Raw genomic sequence first — 15,516 nt, 5'->3', positions numbered from 1 at the left:
TATGGCGCATTGGCGGGAATATTTCCTATATTGAGACCCAAGTCAAACACACCACAGGGACCAACAATGTCCACGACCACGCACCATATTCCACAAGGCCACGTCGACTTTGTCGGCGCAGGTCCGGGTGATCCCGAACTGCTGACGCTGAAAGCCATGCGCGCGTTTGAGATGGCGGATGTGGTCATGCACGATCGTCTGATCAGCGAAGAGATCCTGGCCCTTGCGGGCAAGACCGCGCGTCTGGTTGATGTGGGCAAGGCAGGCTTTGGTCCGTCGTGGAAGCAATCGGACATCGACGCGCTGCTGGCTGAAACCGCCCTCACCGGCGCCCGTGTGGTTCGGCTCAAGTCCGGCGACCCCACCGTCTTTGGCCGTCTGGATGAAGAGATTGAAGCGGTTGAGGCCGCCGGCGTCACCTGGCGCATCGTGCCCGGCCTGACCGCTGCCTCGGCCGCTGTCGCGGGCATCGGACAGAGCCTGACACGCCGTGGCCGCAATTCCTCGGTCCGGTTTCTGACCGGCCACGACATGAAAGGCTTTGCCGATCACGACTGGGCCGCTCTGGCGCGCACGGGCGAGGTTGCCGCGATCTATATGGGCAAGAAATCGGCCCGTTTCGTTCAGGGCCGCCTGATCATGCACGGTGCCGACCGCGCAACGCCTGTGACGCTGGTCGAAAACGCCTCGCGCCCCGATCAGCGCGTTCTGGCGACCACGCTGGACAAGCTGCCCACCGATCTGGCCGCCGCCGAAATGGACGGCCCCGCCCTGACCCTTTATGGCCTCGCGCCCCGCGACGCGGCGCAAGCCCTGACCCAATTGAACAAGGAATTTGCCTGATGGCCCGTGCCTTTACCCCCAAGATCGTCACTGCCAACCACCTGCTGGAAGGTGACGTGATTTATCAAACCGCCGATGATCGCTGGTCGCGCCATATTTCCGAGGCCGAGCTGATCACCGACGAGGCGCATGCGCAGCTGCGGCTGCTGGATGCCTCGCGGCAGGCAAACGTGATCGTGGGGGCCTATCTGGCCGATGCGGTGGCCGGCGACACTGGCCCCGAACCCACCCACTTTAGAGAGGACTTCCGCCGCACCGGGCCGTCGAACTACGTGCACGGCAAGCAGGAAACCTCTCCGCAGCCCCGGGCCTGATCTGGGCCCCTTCTCTCTCCCCTCAAAAGGCCCCATGTCCGGGGCTGCAACAAGGACAGCAAACCATGTATCGCTACTCCGAGTTTGACACAGCCTTTCTTGCTGAACGCAACGCTCAGTTCCGCGCCCAGGTCGAGCGCCGCATCGACGGCTCGCTGACCGAGGATGAATTCAAGCCGCTTCGCCTGATGAACGGCCTGTATCTGCAGCTGCACGCCTATATGCTGCGGGTCGCCATTCCTTATGGCACGCTCAACAGCGCGCAGATGCGCCAGCTGGCCCTGCTGGCCGAAAAGTGGGACAAGGGTTACGGCCATTTCACCACGCGCCAGAACATTCAGTACAACTGGCCCAAGTTGAATGACGTGCCGGATATGCTGGACGCACTGGCCGAGGTTGGCATGCACGCCATCCAGACCAGCGGCAATACCATCCGCAACGTGACCGCCGACCATTTCGCCGGTGCTGCGGCTGACGAGGTTGCCGACCCGCGTCCCTATGCCGAATTGCTGCGCCAGTGGTCCACCGACCACCCCGAATTCCAGTTCATGCCGCGCAAGTTCAAGATCGCCATAACCGGCTCGGAAAACGACCGCGCCGTGATCAAGGCGCATGACATCGGCCTGCAACTGGTCGAGCGTGACGGCGTTCTGGGCGCCAAGGTCATCGTGGGTGGCGGTCTGGGCCGGACGCCGATGATCGGCAAAACCTTGAACGAATTCATCGCCTTCGACGATCTGCTGGCTTACCTCGAAGCCACCGTTTCCGTGTGGAATCAGATCGGCCGCCGAGACAACAAGTACAAGGCCCGCATCAAGATCACTGTGCACGAGCACGGTATTGACGACATCCGCGCCCGCGTGGAAGAACGTTATGCCCAAGTGCGCCCCCAATTCAAAGGCGTCGACATGGCGCTGCTGGACGAGATCAAGACGCATTTTGCCCTGCCTGCCTTCCGCGAGGCATCCGTGGCCACGTTCGAAGGTGCCTATACCAACGATCCGGTTTTCCGGTCGTGGGTCGACACCAACATCGCACCGCACAAGAACGCGGACCACGCCATCGTCACGATCTCGATCAAAAAGCACGGCAACACGCCGGGTGATGCGACCGCTGAACAGATGCGCGTGATGGCGGATCTGGCGCAAGATTTCGGCTATGACGAGCTGCGCATCAGCCACGAGCAGAACGTGATCCTGCCGCATGTCCACAAATCGGACCTGCCTGCGATCCACGCAAAGCTGAAAGAGCACGAGCTGGCGACCGCCAACATCGGTCTGATCAGCGACATCATCGCCTGCCCCGGCATGGATTATTGCGCGCTGGCCACGGCCCGCTCGATCCCGGTTGCTGAAACCATCGCGACCCGTTTTGACGAGCTGAAGCTGGAACACGACATCGGCCACCTGAAGATCAAGATCTCTGGCTGCATCAACGCCTGTGGCCACCACCATGTGGGTCACATCGGCATCCTGGGCCTGGACCGGGCTGGCGTCGAAAGCTACCAGATCACGCTGGGTGGCGACGGTTCGGAAAACGCCTCCATCGGTGAACGTGCTGGTCCCGGCTTCTCGTATGATGAGATTGTTCCGGCAGTAGAGCGTCTGGTTTACGCCTACCTCGACCTGCGCGACAGCAAGGACGAGACGTTCCTGCAGACCTACCGTCGCCTTGGTCTGGCGCCGTTCAAAGCGGCTCTTTACCCCGAGGCACAGGCCGATGCCGCTTGACGAGATCCAGACGGAACTGGGAGCGGATCGTCAGGCCCTGACCGACAAGGTCGAGGCCCTGAACGACCGCTACCGTCACCACAGTGCCACCGATGTCATGCACGGGGCGCTGGCGGATGCAGGTAACATCGCGCTGGTGTCCAGCTTTGGCGCGGAATCGGTGGTTCTGCTGCACATGGCGGCGGTGATCGACCAATCGGTGCCGGTGTTGTTCGTGGACACTCAGATGCTCTTTACCGAGACGTTGGTCTATCAGGCCGAGGTGGCCGAGCGGTTGGGGCTGAAGGATGTCCGCATCATCCGCGCACATGAGGGCGATGTGGCCAAGCAGGACCCTTATGGTGCCCTGCACCTGAGCGACACCGACGCCTGTTGCACGTTGCGCAAGACGATCCCGTTGCAGCGCGCCCTGGGTGGTTTTGACGGTTGGATCACCGGTCGCAAGCGGTTTCAGGCGGGCACCCGCGCCGCGCTCGACTTTTTTGAGGTCGAGGATGGCACGGGTCGGGTCAAGGTCAACCCGCTGGCCCACTGGGCGCCCGAAGATGTGCGCGCCTACATGGAAGAAAACCGCCTGCCCCGGCATCCGCTGGTGGCCCAGGGGTATCCTTCGATCGGCTGTGCACCGTGTACATCGAAGGTGAAACCCGGAGAAGACCCCCGCGCCGGACGCTGGCGCAACGAGAACAAGGAAGAATGCGGCATCCATTTTGTCGATGGCAAGATGGTGCGCGTAGGAGATAAGACATGAACGTGATCGTAAGCGACGAGGGCTTTCAGCCCGACGACTGGACCGACGGCTTTGTCACCCTGGACGATGCCGCAAATGACGTGGTGGCACTGGATGTGGCATCCGACACCAACCCTGACGAATTGATCGACCGCCTGGGTGCGGCCAAGATGGTGCGGGTCGATTTCCCATCCTTTGCCGATGGGCGCGGGTTTACCATTGCCCGCACCCTGCGATTGAAAGGCTTTACCGGACGCCTGCGCGCCAAGGGCCATGTTCTGGCCGACCAATACGCCATGGCGCGGCGCTCGGGCTTTGACGAGGTCGAGATTGATCAGCACCTGGCCAATCGCCAGCCCGAGGATCAATGGCTTGCCCGCGCCAACTGGAAAGACCACGATTATCAGGCCCGCCTGCGCGGATAATCCTGCGTCATAGCCAGCTTGTGAACCAAAGGGGGCCGTTTGCCCCCTTTTCCTGACTTGGATCAACGATTAAACGGAGTTGTCGGTTTAGAGCACCGGCAGATATAACGATGACAGAGATGAAATCCGTGACCGATGCACCCGCCGTCAAGGCCCCCGTTCTCCCCGACGCCCAGACCGTCACCGATGTGAAGCACTGGACCGACAGCCTGTTCTCTTTCAAGGTGTCGCGCCCTGCCTCGCTGCGCTTCCGCTCGGGAGAGTTCGTGATGATCGGCCTGTTGGGCGACAACGGCAAGCCGCTGCTACGCGCCTATTCCATCGCCTCGCCGTCCTGGGACGAAGAGCTGGAGTTCTACTCGATCAAGGTGCAGAATGGCCCTCTGACGTCAAAGCTGCAGCACATCAAGCCTGGCGATCAGATCATCCTGCGCCCCAAGCCCGTTGGCACCCTGGTGCACGACGCGCTGCTGCCCGGCAAGCGTCTGTGGTTCTTTGCCACCGGCACCGGTTTTGCCCCCTTTGCCTCGCTCCTGCGTGAACCGCAGACCTATGAGGACTACGACGAAGTCGTCATCACCCACACCTGCCGCGAAGTGGCCGAGCTGGAATACGGTCGTCAGCTGATCGAAAGCATCAAGCAAGACGAGATGCTGGCAGAACTGATCGGCGAAGGGTTTGCGGACAAGATCCGTTATTACCCGACCACCACCCGCGAAGAGAGCCCCAAGATGGGCCGGATCACCGATCTGCTGACCGACGGCACCGTGTTCAAGGATCTGGGCATCGACCCGATCAACCCGGAAACCGATCGCGGCATGGTCTGCGGCAGCCTGGCCTTCAACAAGGACATCACCGAAATCCTCGAAGGGTTCGGCCTGGAAGAAGGTGCAAATTCGGATCCCAAGCAGTTTGTAGTTGAAAAAGCCTTTGTGGGCTAAGCCCCAATTGCACTGAAAATAAACGCCCCCGGAACGAAAGCTTCGTCACGACAGCTTCATCCGGGGGCGTTTTGCGTGTAGACTGCCCTCATTCGTTTTCGACATTGAGGGGCCAAGTCATTCAACGCCGCCTGACCACCATCCTGATGGCCGACATGGCCGGATACAGCCGCCTGATCGAGGCGGATGAAGACGGTGTCCTGGCCCGGCAGCGCAGCTATCGCAAAACCCTGATCGACCCCACGATTGCCGAAGCCCACGGTCGGATCGTCAAAACCACAGGCGATGGGATGATGGTCGAGTTTTCCAGCCCCCGCGCTGCTGTCACCTGTGCCCTGGCGATCCAGTCGGGCATGATCAAACACGAAGAAAGCGAGCCGCACGACACGCGCATCCAATACCGCATCGGCATCAACATCGGGGATGTGGTGGACGAGGACGGCGATCTCTTTGGTGACGATATAAACGTGGCCGCACGGCTGGAACAGATGGCGGAACCGGGCGGTGTCTGCCTGTCGGACGCGCTGCACCAACTGGTGCACAGCCATCTGGATGTGGCGTTTGCCGATCTTGGATCACAAAGCGTCAAAAACATCTCGCGCCCAATCCGGGTCTGGCAGTGGACACCAATCGAACGTCAAAGATACAGCGACGCCCGAGAGCTGTCCCGCAGCCAGCAGATCGAATTCTGCGTCGCCCCCGATGGGGTTCAACTTGCCTATGCGCGTGTGGGCACGGGATCACCGGTACTCAAGATGCCCAACTGGCTCAACCATCTGGAATACGACTGGTACGACCCGATACGCGGACCGATGTTGCAGGATATGGCCCGCGCCCACCAGTTCATCCGCTTTGATCAACGCGGCAACGGCCTGTCCGATTGGGAGGCCGAGGACATTTCCGAAGACGCGATGGCAATGGATATCGAAACTGTTGTCAACGCGACAGGATTGGAACGGTTCGCGGTTTTTGCCGTATCGCAGGGCTGTGCCTTTGCGGTGCGCTATGCCGCTGCTCATCCGGAGCGGGTTCGCTGCATGGTCATGTATGGCGGCTATGCCCGTGGCAGCCTGCGCCGTGGAAAACCGGATCAGGAGGCTCTGCACGCCGCCACAACCGATGTCATTCGCGCCGGATGGGGATCCGTCACGCCTGCCTTTCGGCACATGTTCACCGAAATGATGATGCCAAGCGCAAGCGCCACCCAAAAGGAAGGCTTTGACGAGCTGCAACGCGTCGCCTCGTCGCCAGAAAACGCGGCGCGTGTAAACGATATGAACGCCCGGTGCGATGTCAGCGATCTGGCGCGTCAGCTGCAGGTGCCGGTGCTTGTCCTACATGCCGAAGGCGACAAACGTGTCCCCGTCGAAGAAGGCCGCCGACTGGCCGCTTTGATCCCCGGAGCGCGGTTTCAAACTCTGCCCGGCGACAACCACATGCTGCTTCCCGGAACGCCTGCTTACGACAGTTTTAGTCGCAGTTTCCGCGAATTCATGGCAGAGCATCATGATTGACTGTAAAACATACATGATTTCGGCGGCTTTCAGCGATGATGCCGCTTGCAGAGCAGCCCGACGCAGTCTAAATTCCAACATCGAAATTCTGCCACTACCAAAGGAATGATCCCATAGCCCGCAGACCGCACAACGCGCCGCCGCAACGCGACACTGGCCCGCGCGTCAACGACAAGATCCGTGCCCCCGAAATCCGCCTGATCGGCGCCGATGGTGATAACGTCGGTGTGGTTCACCCCGCCAAAGCCATGCAGATGGCCGCAGACGCGGGTTTGGACCTGGTCGAAATTTCGCCCAATGCCAACCCTCCGGTCTGCAAGATCATGGACTTCGGCAAGTTCAAATACGAACAGCAGAAGCGGGAAAGCGAAGCGCGCAAGAAGCAGAAGATCATCGAGGTGAAAGAGGTCAAATTCCGGCCCAACACCGACACGCATGATTATGACGTGAAGATGCGCAATGTGTTCAAGTTTTTGGAAAACGGCGACAAGGTCAAAGTGACCCTGCGCTTCCGTGGTCGTGAAATGGCGCACCAGAACCTTGGCCGTGAGCTGCTGGAACGTGTGGCGGCCGACGTCAAGGAAATCGGCAAGATCGAAAACATGCCGAAGATGGAAGGCCGTCAGATGATCATGATGATCGGCCCGCTGCCGCAAAAGTAAGCGACCGCACCGTATGGAATTCTGGCGCCCCGTTGCATCCGCGACGGGGCGCTTTTCGTTTCACCCCAGAAAACCATTTGGTTTCAAGGGCTCTTTCCCCTAGGCTTTCGATATTCATAGCCGGAGGGGAGACCGGATGACCTACCGCATTATTTCTGCGGCGGTGTTGTGTGCCATGCTTGGCCCGCAGCCCTTGATCGCCCAAGACACGTCGGACACGGCTCAGGCCGAAGCCTCTGCCGACCAAGAGGCACAAACCCTGCTGACGCAGGAAGAGCTGCAAGAGCTGGTTGGCCCCGTGGCCCTCTATCCTGACACGCTGCTCATTCAGGTTCTCGTGGCGGCCACCTTCCCGCTTGAGGTGGTCAAGGCTGACCGCTTTGTGCAGGACAACAAGGATGCCGACGATCTGGAAACCCAGATCGAGGCGCAAGGCTGGGACGAAAGCGTTGCCGTATTGGCCACCGCCTTTCCCGATGTGCTGGCCGACATGGCGGTGCATATCGAATGGACCGAAACCATCGGCACCGCGATGCTGGCCCAGGACGATGACGTGATGGCCGCGGTTCAGGACATGCGCAAGATCGCCGAAGAGGCCGGTACGCTCGCCAGTGGCGACGAACAGACGGTGGAGGTCACTCAGGACGCAGGCGAAGAAACCATCATCATCCAGCCCACAGACCCCGAAGTGGTCTATGTCCCGCAATACGAACCCGAGACGGTCTATGTCGACGACGGCTCGGACGTGGGCGATGCTGTTGCAGCGGGGGTGATCACCTTTGCCACCGTAGCGCTGATTTCCGAGATTTTTGACGACGATGACGATTGGAACGACTATTGGGGCTGTCGCAACTGCGGCGGTTGGAACGGCAATCCGATCATCCGCAACCCGGACATCGACATTGACATAGACGGCGATGTGAACATTGGCGATCGCGACAACATCGGGTGGAAACCCGACGACGAACGCCGCGACAAGGCCCGCGACGATATCGGCAAGCGTCGAGGGGACGGCGCAACAACCATGCCGGTCAAGAAACCCGACCGCGGGGATGAGATGCGCCAGCGCCTGTCCAAAGAAACCGGAGCTGCCGATATTTCGCGCCCCGGTGCCGACCGCGATGTCCAGCGCCCCGACGCCCGCCGCGAAGCGGTGGACCGGACCAAGGCCAAGGCACCAAACGCGTCGAAACAAAAAGCCAAAGCCAAGGTGCAATCGCGCCCCAAACAGGCAACCCGTCCCGCTGCACCACGTGCTCAGGGTGGCGGCAACCGGGGCGCGGCCATGCAAAGGCGCGCGTCATCTGGCCAGCGCGCCAACGCAGGCGCAGCACGGGGTCACGCATCCCGTGGTGGTGGACGGAGGAGATAAGTCATGAAAACCAGAACGTTTTCCACCGCCATCGGCGCACTCGCCCTGACCCTGGCAATGCCCCTGCACGCAGCTGAAGACCCGGCCGACTATGCCTCTCCGCAAGAGGCGCTGGATGCGATGATGACGGCCGTCGCCGCCCAGGACACTCAAGCCCTGCTGTCTGTGTTCGGAAACGACGCCGAAGAGCTTTTGTCGTCCGGCAATCCTGACCGTGACCAGCAAAACCGGGCAGAGATCCTGAACATGTACGGCGAAGGCTATCGCTTCCTGCCTTCTGATGAAGGGCATGTCACGTTGCTGCTTGGCGCAGACAGCTGGCCGTTCCCTATCCCCATTGCACGAACAGATGCGGGATGGGCGTTCGACATCGTCGCGGGCGAGGATGAGATCCACGCCCGCCGGATCGGCCTGAACGAGCTGGAAACCATCGAGATGCTGCAGGCCTATGTGGACATCCAGGCCGAATACCGCCTGACAGATCATGACGGCGACGGGGTGATGGAATTTGCCAGTGCACTTCTGTCGTCCCCTCAAGGTCGGGACGGTCTGTTCTGGGCCGATGCCGACAGCCCGCTTGGCGAACGGATCGCGATCGCCTCGCTTGATGGTTACAACGATGGGCAAGACGATCAGGACCCCGAACCCTTTGGCGGCTACTACTATCGCATCTTGACCGGGCAGACCGACAATGCGCCCGGTGGCGCGATGGACTATCAGATCAATGGAAACATGGTGGCTGGGCACGCCATGCTGGCGGTGCCTGCAGACTATGGCAACAGTGGCATCACCAGCTTTGTAGTGGGCGAGAACGGGGTCATCTATGAGGCCGATCTGGGCGAAGATACGCTGGACGCTGCGCATGCCCTGACGTCGTTCGATCCTGGTCCCGATTGGGCCGCCCTGGAATAACGGCAAAGATACGCCCGACATGCAGGTTTAACTTGACCCAAACACCCGACCCGTGAACGATGATCGGGCCGGGATAATATTGCGGTAGCGCACAAAAATTTAGAACATTGTTCCGCCCCCGGTAATTTTCATGGGAGGACCAAGAATGAATTTAAGACCTGATCCGACGTTTCACCCCTCGCCCAAACTGGCGATGGAAGCCCCGCCCGAGACGCTGGCGTTCACCCTGATGCTCAGTCCGGATTTCTCGCAACCTGACGGGCTGGCCGTGGTGAATGTGGACCCGAAGTCGGACGACTATGGCAAGATCGTTCACAAGGTGATGATGCCGAACATCGGCGACGAGTTTCACCACTTCGGCTGGAACGCCTGTTCTTCGGCCCTGTCACCTTTGACCGGTCACGCCTTTCTGGAGCGGCGTTACCTGATTATCCCCGGCATCCGCTCGTCGCGCATCTATGTGATCGACGTCAAAGAACCGCTTGAGGCCAAGATACACAAGATCATCGAACCCGAAGAAGTGTTCGCCAAGACCGGTTATTCCCGCCCCCACACCATCCATTGCGGCCCCGAAGGCATCTATGTCTCGACCCTGGGTGGCGGTGGCCCTGATGGCACCGACGGCCCGCCGGGCATCTTCATCATGGACTGCGAGACCTTTGACATCATCGGTCGCTATGAAATGGACCGGGGCCTGCAGGACAAACACTATGACTTCTGGTGGAACCTGCCGCGCGACTACATGGTCAGCTCGGAATGGGGGCTGCCGCCACAGTTTGAAAACGGCATCGTAGCCGAGGATCTGCTGAGCAACAAATATGGCCATTCGATCCACTTCTGGGACTTGCGTGCGCGCAAGAATGTGCAGACCATCGACCTGGGCGAAAACCACCAGATGGCGCTGGAAATCCGGCCCGCACATGACCCCGTGAAACAATACGGGTTCTGCGGTGTGGTGGTCGACACCACCAACCTGCAAGGCGCGATCTTTACCTGGTGGCGCAAGGACGATGGAACGTTTGAGGCCAAGAAGACCATCACCATCGACCCGCAACCGGCCGATCCCGATGACCTGCCGGATCTGCTCAAAGGGTTCTCGGCCGTGCCGCCGCTGGTCACCGACATCGACCTGAGCCTGGATGACAAATACCTCTATGTCGCCTGTTGGGGCACCGGCGAGATGCATCAATACGATGTGTCCGACCCGATGAACCCGACACTGGCGGGCAAGGTCGACATCGGCGGCATCGTCAAAAAAACCAAGCACCCCAACGGTCAGGACTTTGGCTATGGCCCGCAAATGGTCGAGATCAGCCGCGATGGCAAACGCGTCTATTGGACCAATTCGCTCTATTCCACATGGGATGATCAGTTCTATCCCGGCGAACGCGGCGCTGCGATGGTCATGGCCAACGTGGGCGAAGGCGGCGGGTTGACCCTGGACGAGAACTTCTGGGTCGAATTCCCCGATGGCTACCGCTCGCACCAGATCCGGCTTGAGGGCGGAGATTGCTCGACCGACAGCTTCTGCTATCCGTCTGTCTAAGCTCGGAGCGTAAGGATTGGAAACGATCATGACGACAACGGCTGGCCTTTGGCTGGCCGTTGTTCTGAGCGGGCTTTATCACGGGTTGAACCCCGGCATGGGTTGGCCCTTGGCGGTCTCGTCGGCCTTGATGGAACAACGCCCCCGCGCGCTTTATGGCGCCTTGGGTGCTCTGGCCGTTGGGCATTTCCTGGCGATGTTGGTGATCCTGCTGCCCTTTTCGCTGATGTCCCTGCTCTTGGACTACGAACGTCATCTCCGGCTAGGGGCGGGCATTATCGTTGTGGCCCTTGGCCTCTGGCTGTTGATCACGCGTAAACATCCAAGATTTCTGTCCCGCGTCCCGCCCACTCAATTGGCGCTGTGGTCCTTTTTGGTGGCGCTGGTTCACGGCGCGGCGCTGATGTTGGTTCCGATTTACCTGGGCCTTTGCCGGATCGAAGAGCTTGACGCAGGCCACCGCGCAGCGGCGGACTTGATGGGGCGCAATATGCTGCTGACACTGGGCGTGGCTGTGGTTCACACGGCTGCGATGATCATCGCTGGCGGCGGGTTGGCCGTCGCGGTCTATCGCTGGCTTGGTCTGCAATTCCTGTCGCGCTCTTGGTTCGACCTTGAAACCATCTGGGCGCTCAGTTTGATCCTGGTGGGCGGCATCGGCATATATACCGCCCTGCCCGCCTAAGCGACCTCGCGATCGCCCTGCCACCATTTGATGGCATCCACGTAATCAAACAACAAAGAGATCATGTCGACAATCACAAGCAAAACCAAAACCTGAAGGTAGCCGCCACTGACCCCGCCTTGCAGCTGCCCAGAAATCACTCCCAACAGGGGTGTCCAAAGCAGGATATGAGGAAACGCCATAGCTTTCGAAAACCCCCGTTCGAACAGCAAGATCGGCAGGTTCAAAACCATGCCACCAATTGCCAAAACGGCAATCGTCACACCGCCCGGTTGCCCCAGAAAAGCCAATGGCAACAGGTTCACTGGCATCAGGATCCCACCAACCCAGATCTGCACCCACAGCGGCAGCCTGCGAAAACTGGCCCAGATTTCGGTGATCATGGCACGCTCTCTCATGGCAAAAGCCGCGCAGCTTCCCGCGCGGCTTTCTTCAACTTCTGCAAGGCTTACCCGCAGGCGGCCACCGCCCGTTTGGTCATCACAGCCACCAGATGTGCGCGGTATTCTTTCGAGCCGTGCAAATCGCCGATCATGCCATCAGCGTCAACACTCAAGCCCTCCAGCGCGTCACCGCTGAAATTCTGGCTGAGCGCCGCTTCGGCCTCGGACCAGCGAAACACGCCCTCCTCGGACGCGCCGGTCACAGCGACCCGCACACTGTCGGCGTATTTGGCGACATAGACACCCACAAGCGCAAAGCGCGAGGCAGGCTGGACGAATTTCTGATAGTTCGCGGCTTGCGGAATTGGAAAGCGGACCGAGGTCACGATCTCTCCCTCATCCAGCGCAGTTGTGAACATGCCCTGGAAATAGTCATCCGCCGCGATCTCACGCGCGTTGGTGACGATGGTCGCGCCCGACCCCAAGGCCGCGGCCGGGTAACAGGCCGACGGGTCATTGTTGGCCAGCGAGCCGCCAATGGTGCCACGATTGCGCACCGCCGGGTCACCGATATGGCTCGCCAGATCGGCCAGTGCCGGGTAGTGCGCGCCCGCCTCGGCTGCGACGGTGGCATGGGTTGTCCCGCCGCCAATGCTCACCGCGCCATCCTCGGCGCAGACGCCCTTCATCTCGGCAATCGCCGCCAGCGACACCAGTTTGCTGGGCGATGCCAAACGCTGCTTCATCGTGGGGATCAGAGTCTGCCCGCCCCCCAAAGCCTGCGCATCTTCAGCCCCAAGTGCTGCAACCGCATCTGCGATTGTGCCGGGCTGTTCATAGTCGAAATTATACATTTCGGTCCTCCTTCAAGAAGCTCGGGGCAACTTCCCCTTCCTCTTGCTGAAAATATCCCGGGGAGCGCGAGGGGCATCGTCCATTGTTCTTGAACCAATGGCGAACCATGAACGATCCTCGCACCCGCCCTCTCATCTCATCCGTTCATAGCGGCCCAGACACGGGACGGCGACACCGGCATATCGATATGTCCGACGTCCTTGCCGCCCGACTGCATCGCGTCGATCACCGCGTTCACCACCGCTGGTGGCGAGCCAATCGCCCCGGCCTCACCGCAGCCCTTCACCCCCAAGGGGTTGTGGGTGCAGGGCGTCTGGCTGGAATGATCCACGGTATAGAACGGCACGTCGTCGGCACGCGGCATCGCGTAATCCATGTAGGATGCGCTCAGCAGCTGGCCGTTGTCGTCATAGACGCAGTTTTCCAACAGCGCCTGACCGATGCCCTGACCGATCCCGCCATGCACCTGACCGTCCACGATCATCGGGTTGACGATGTTGCCAAAGTCATCCGCTGCCGCAAACCGCTCTACTGTGACCTTGCCGGTTTCGGGGTCTACCTCAACCTCGCAGGCATAGGCGCCCGCCGGATAGGTAAAGTTCGCCGGATCGTAGAAGGCCGTCTCCTCCAACCCCGGCTCAATGTCTTCGAGCGGGAAGTTGTGGGGGACATAAGCCGTCAGCGTGACATCGCCCCAGGCCACCGACTTGTCGGTGCCTGCAACGGTGAACTGACCGTCCTTCAGCTCGATATCGGCATCCGATGCTTCGAGCAGATGCGCCGCGATCTTCTTGGCTTTGTTGATGATCTTTTCGGTCGCGCGAACCATCGCAGACCCACAAACCGCCAGCGAACGCGAGCCATAGGTGCCCATGCCGAACGGGATCTTCGACGTGTCGCCATGCACGATCTCGACCTGACTTTCATCAATGCCGATCATCTCGGCCACAACCTGCGGGAACGCAGTCTCGTGTCCCTGACCGTGGCTGTGTGCGCCCACCATGACGCTGATCGAGCCGGTGGCATTCACCCGCACGGTTGCCGCGTCATAAAGACCAGCTCGTGCGCCCAACATGCCCACGATGTTCGACGGCGCGATGCCGCAAGCCTCGATATAGCAGTTGACGCCCAGACCCCGCAGCTTGCCATTGGCCTCGCTTTCCGCGCGCCGCGCGGCAAAGCCCGCGATGTCGGCAGCCGCCTCAAGCTTGTCCATGGTGCCGTTGTAATCGCCGGTGTCATAGGTCAGCGCAACGGGCGTGTCATAGGGGAACTCGGTGATAAAGTTCTGACGACGCAGGGCAATCGGGTCGACGCCCAATTCACGCGCGGCTTTGTCGATCACCCGCTCCAGCTGGAACGTCGCCTCGGGACGGCCCGCGCCACGATATGCATCAACCGGCACGGTGTTGGTGAACATCGCCTTCACGTTCACCTGGATCATCGGGGTCTTGTAGTTCCCCGCCATCAGCGTGCCGTGCAGCCAGGTCGGAACCGAGCTGGAGAAGGTCGACAGGTAGGCGCCCATATTGGCGTGCGTGTTGGTGCGCAGACCGATAAAGTTGTTATCTGCGTCCAGCGCCAGTTCGATGGTGGTCACATGATCGCGACCATGAGCATCGGACATGAACGCCTCGGACCGGCTGGCGGTCCATTTGACCGGACGGTTGCAGGCTTTGGCCGCAAAGGTGACAAACGCCTCTTCCGCGTAGTGGAAGATCTTGGTGCCAAAACCGCCGCCCACGTCCGGGGCCACAACACGAACCTTGTGCTCGGGCAGACCCAGCACAAAGGCGCACATCAAAAGGCGGATCACATGGGGGTTCTGCGAGGTGGTGTAGAGCGTGTGCTCATCCGTGCCCCGGCTGTAATCCCCAACGGCCACGCGCGGCTCCATCGGGTTCGCAACCAAGCGGTTGTTCACCAGATCCAGCGTTGTCACATGCGCGGCATTGGCAAAGGTGTCGGACACAACCTGTTCGTCGGTTTCCCCCAGCACCCAGTCATAGCAGATGTTGGACGTCAGATCGTCGTGAACCTTGGTTGATCCTTCGGCGGCCGCGGTCTTCATGTCCACAACTGCGGGCAGTTCAGCAATGTCGAGTTCAATCGCTTCGGCCGCATCGCGGGCCTGTTCCAGCGTGTCGGCCACAACAGCCGCAATCGGGTCGCCCACGTGGCGGACCTTGCCTTGCGCCAGGATCGGGTGCGCCGGTTCCTGCATCGGCTCGCCGTTGCGGTCGGTCACCTGCCAGCCGCAGGGAATGCCGCCTACGCCTTCGAAATCGGCGCCGGTAAAGATGCGCACTACGCCCGGCATGCCAGCGGCGGCCTCGGTTCCGATGCTGTTGATGGTTCCATGCGCCACGTCCGAGCGCAGGAAATAGACATGGGCCTGGCCATGTACGTTGATGTCGTCGGTATAATTACCCTCGCCGGTCAAAAAGCGCACGTCTTCGCGGCGCTTTGAACTGGCTCCGATGCCACTGTCTTTGGGCATAGCTTGTTCTCCTCCCTGGATACCGGGTTGGGCACCATAGCCCACCGGTCATAGCTCCGGGCGCATCTCCTCAAATTCGCCCGTGCTGGAAATTCGCGTCTTGC

General features: G+C 60.5%; 15 protein-coding genes. 12 read left to right on the top strand and 3 right to left on the bottom strand.

Annotation, left to right across the window (positions count from 1 at the left end):
• Window positions 1–66: 66 nt before the first annotated feature.
• The 12 genes from cobA (at window position 67) to TRL7639_RS08040 (ending at window position 11,674) form a co-directional block, all read left to right on the top strand.
• Complete coding sequence (gene cobA, locus TRL7639_RS08095; protein WP_085795214.1) at window positions 67–843, top strand: uroporphyrinogen-III C-methyltransferase; 777 nt, start codon at window positions 67–69, stop codon at window positions 841–843.
• Window positions 843–1,157 (top strand): DUF2849 domain-containing protein, encoded by a 315-nt coding sequence (locus TRL7639_RS08090; protein WP_085795213.1) that lies wholly within the window; start codon window positions 843–845, stop codon window positions 1,155–1,157. The genes cobA and TRL7639_RS08090 overlap by 1 nt, the downstream gene beginning before the upstream one ends.
• A gap of 65 nt (window positions 1,158–1,222) precedes the next feature.
• Window positions 1,223–2,887, top strand: coding sequence for a nitrite/sulfite reductase (locus TRL7639_RS08085; RefSeq protein ID WP_085795212.1), 1,665 nt, complete (start codon window positions 1,223–1,225; stop codon window positions 2,885–2,887).
• Window positions 2,877–3,638: a phosphoadenylyl-sulfate reductase gene (locus TRL7639_RS08080; RefSeq protein WP_085795211.1), complete on the top strand. Its 762-nt coding sequence runs from the start codon at window positions 2,877–2,879 to the stop codon at window positions 3,636–3,638. The genes TRL7639_RS08085 and TRL7639_RS08080 overlap by 11 nt, the downstream gene beginning before the upstream one ends.
• Entirely contained in the window at window positions 3,635–4,042 is a 408-nt protein-coding gene (locus TRL7639_RS08075; protein ID WP_085795210.1) for a DUF934 domain-containing protein, read from the top strand. Before TRL7639_RS08080 ends, TRL7639_RS08075 begins: the two co-directional genes overlap by 4 nt.
• A 110-nt stretch (window positions 4,043–4,152) precedes the next feature.
• A complete protein-coding gene (locus tag TRL7639_RS08070; RefSeq protein WP_085795209.1) occupies window positions 4,153–4,983 on the top strand; it encodes a ferredoxin--NADP reductase in 831 nt (276 codons plus the stop codon).
• Window positions 4,984–5,087: 104 nt separating this feature from the next.
• Window positions 5,088–6,497, top strand: coding sequence for an alpha/beta fold hydrolase (locus TRL7639_RS08065; protein WP_235820287.1), 1,410 nt, complete (start codon window positions 5,088–5,090; stop codon window positions 6,495–6,497).
• 71 nt (window positions 6,498–6,568) lie between these two features.
• A complete protein-coding gene (gene infC, locus TRL7639_RS08060; protein WP_306456281.1) occupies window positions 6,569–7,159 on the top strand; it encodes a translation initiation factor IF-3 in 591 nt (196 codons plus the stop codon).
• A 136-nt stretch (window positions 7,160–7,295) separates the two neighbouring features.
• Window positions 7,296–8,531, top strand: coding sequence for a DUF3300 domain-containing protein (locus TRL7639_RS08055; RefSeq protein ID WP_085795207.1), 1,236 nt, complete (start codon window positions 7,296–7,298; stop codon window positions 8,529–8,531).
• A 3-nt stretch (window positions 8,532–8,534) separates the two neighbouring features.
• Complete coding sequence (locus TRL7639_RS08050; RefSeq protein ID WP_085795206.1) at window positions 8,535–9,443, top strand: DUF2950 domain-containing protein; 909 nt, start codon at window positions 8,535–8,537, stop codon at window positions 9,441–9,443.
• A gap of 145 nt (window positions 9,444–9,588) precedes the next feature.
• Entirely contained in the window at window positions 9,589–10,989 is a 1,401-nt protein-coding gene (locus tag TRL7639_RS08045) for a selenium-binding protein SBP56-related protein (RefSeq protein ID WP_085795205.1), read from the top strand.
• Between the two features lie 28 nt (window positions 10,990–11,017).
• Complete coding sequence (locus TRL7639_RS08040) at window positions 11,018–11,674, top strand: hypothetical protein (protein ID WP_207559645.1); 657 nt, start codon at window positions 11,018–11,020, stop codon at window positions 11,672–11,674.
• Here TRL7639_RS08040 and TRL7639_RS08035 read toward each other — a convergent pair.
• The 3 genes from TRL7639_RS08035 to TRL7639_RS08025 form a co-directional block, all read right to left on the bottom strand.
• Window positions 11,671–12,072, bottom strand: coding sequence for a hypothetical protein (locus TRL7639_RS08035; protein ID WP_235820285.1), 402 nt, complete (start codon window positions 12,070–12,072; stop codon window positions 11,671–11,673). The two genes, TRL7639_RS08040 and TRL7639_RS08035, sit on opposite strands and share 4 nt — an antisense overlap.
• A gap of 50 nt (window positions 12,073–12,122) precedes the next feature.
• Window positions 12,123–12,911, bottom strand: a complete 789-nt coding sequence (locus tag TRL7639_RS08030) for an FAD binding domain-containing protein (protein ID WP_085795202.1) — start codon at window positions 12,909–12,911, stop codon at window positions 12,123–12,125.
• Window positions 12,912–13,048: 137 nt separating this feature from the next.
• A complete protein-coding gene (locus TRL7639_RS08025) occupies window positions 13,049–15,412 on the bottom strand; it encodes a xanthine dehydrogenase family protein molybdopterin-binding subunit (protein ID WP_085795201.1) in 2,364 nt (787 codons plus the stop codon).
• Between the last annotated feature and the right edge of the window lie 104 nt (window positions 15,413–15,516).

The organism is Falsiruegeria litorea R37, assembly GCF_900172225.1.
Taxonomy (GTDB): Bacteria; Pseudomonadota; Alphaproteobacteria; order Rhodobacterales; family Rhodobacteraceae; genus Falsiruegeria; species Falsiruegeria litorea.
This window is presented reverse-complemented; position numbering and strand designations above follow the sequence as displayed.

Excerpts from the sequence above, each read along its gene's own strand:
- cobA (WP_085795214.1), top strand. The coding sequence starts at position 67 with ATGTCCACGACCACGCACCATATTCCACAAGGCCACGTCGACTTTGTC.
- TRL7639_RS08090 (WP_085795213.1), top strand. The coding sequence starts at position 843 with ATGGCCCGTGCCTTTACCCCCAAGATCGTCACTGCCAACCACCTGCTG.
- TRL7639_RS08085 (WP_085795212.1), top strand. The coding sequence starts at position 1,223 with ATGTATCGCTACTCCGAGTTTGACACAGCCTTTCTTGCTGAACGCAAC.
- TRL7639_RS08080 (WP_085795211.1), top strand. The coding sequence starts at position 2,877 with ATGCCGCTTGACGAGATCCAGACGGAACTGGGAGCGGATCGTCAGGCC.
- TRL7639_RS08075 (WP_085795210.1), top strand. The coding sequence starts at position 3,635 with ATGAACGTGATCGTAAGCGACGAGGGCTTTCAGCCCGACGACTGGACC.
- TRL7639_RS08070 (WP_085795209.1), top strand. The coding sequence starts at position 4,153 with ATGACAGAGATGAAATCCGTGACCGATGCACCCGCCGTCAAGGCCCCC.
- TRL7639_RS08055 (WP_085795207.1), top strand. The coding sequence starts at position 7,296 with ATGACCTACCGCATTATTTCTGCGGCGGTGTTGTGTGCCATGCTTGGC.
- TRL7639_RS08050 (WP_085795206.1), top strand. The coding sequence starts at position 8,535 with ATGAAAACCAGAACGTTTTCCACCGCCATCGGCGCACTCGCCCTGACC.
- TRL7639_RS08045 (WP_085795205.1), top strand. The coding sequence starts at position 9,589 with ATGAATTTAAGACCTGATCCGACGTTTCACCCCTCGCCCAAACTGGCG.
- TRL7639_RS08040 (WP_207559645.1), top strand. The coding sequence starts at position 11,018 with ATGACGACAACGGCTGGCCTTTGGCTGGCCGTTGTTCTGAGCGGGCTT.
- TRL7639_RS08035 (WP_235820285.1), bottom strand. The coding sequence starts at position 12,072 with ATGAGAGAGCGTGCCATGATCACCGAAATCTGGGCCAGTTTTCGCAGG.
- TRL7639_RS08030 (WP_085795202.1), bottom strand. The coding sequence starts at position 12,911 with ATGTATAATTTCGACTATGAACAGCCCGGCACAATCGCAGATGCGGTT.
- TRL7639_RS08025 (WP_085795201.1), bottom strand. The coding sequence starts at position 15,412 with ATGCCCAAAGACAGTGGCATCGGAGCCAGTTCAAAGCGCCGCGAAGAC.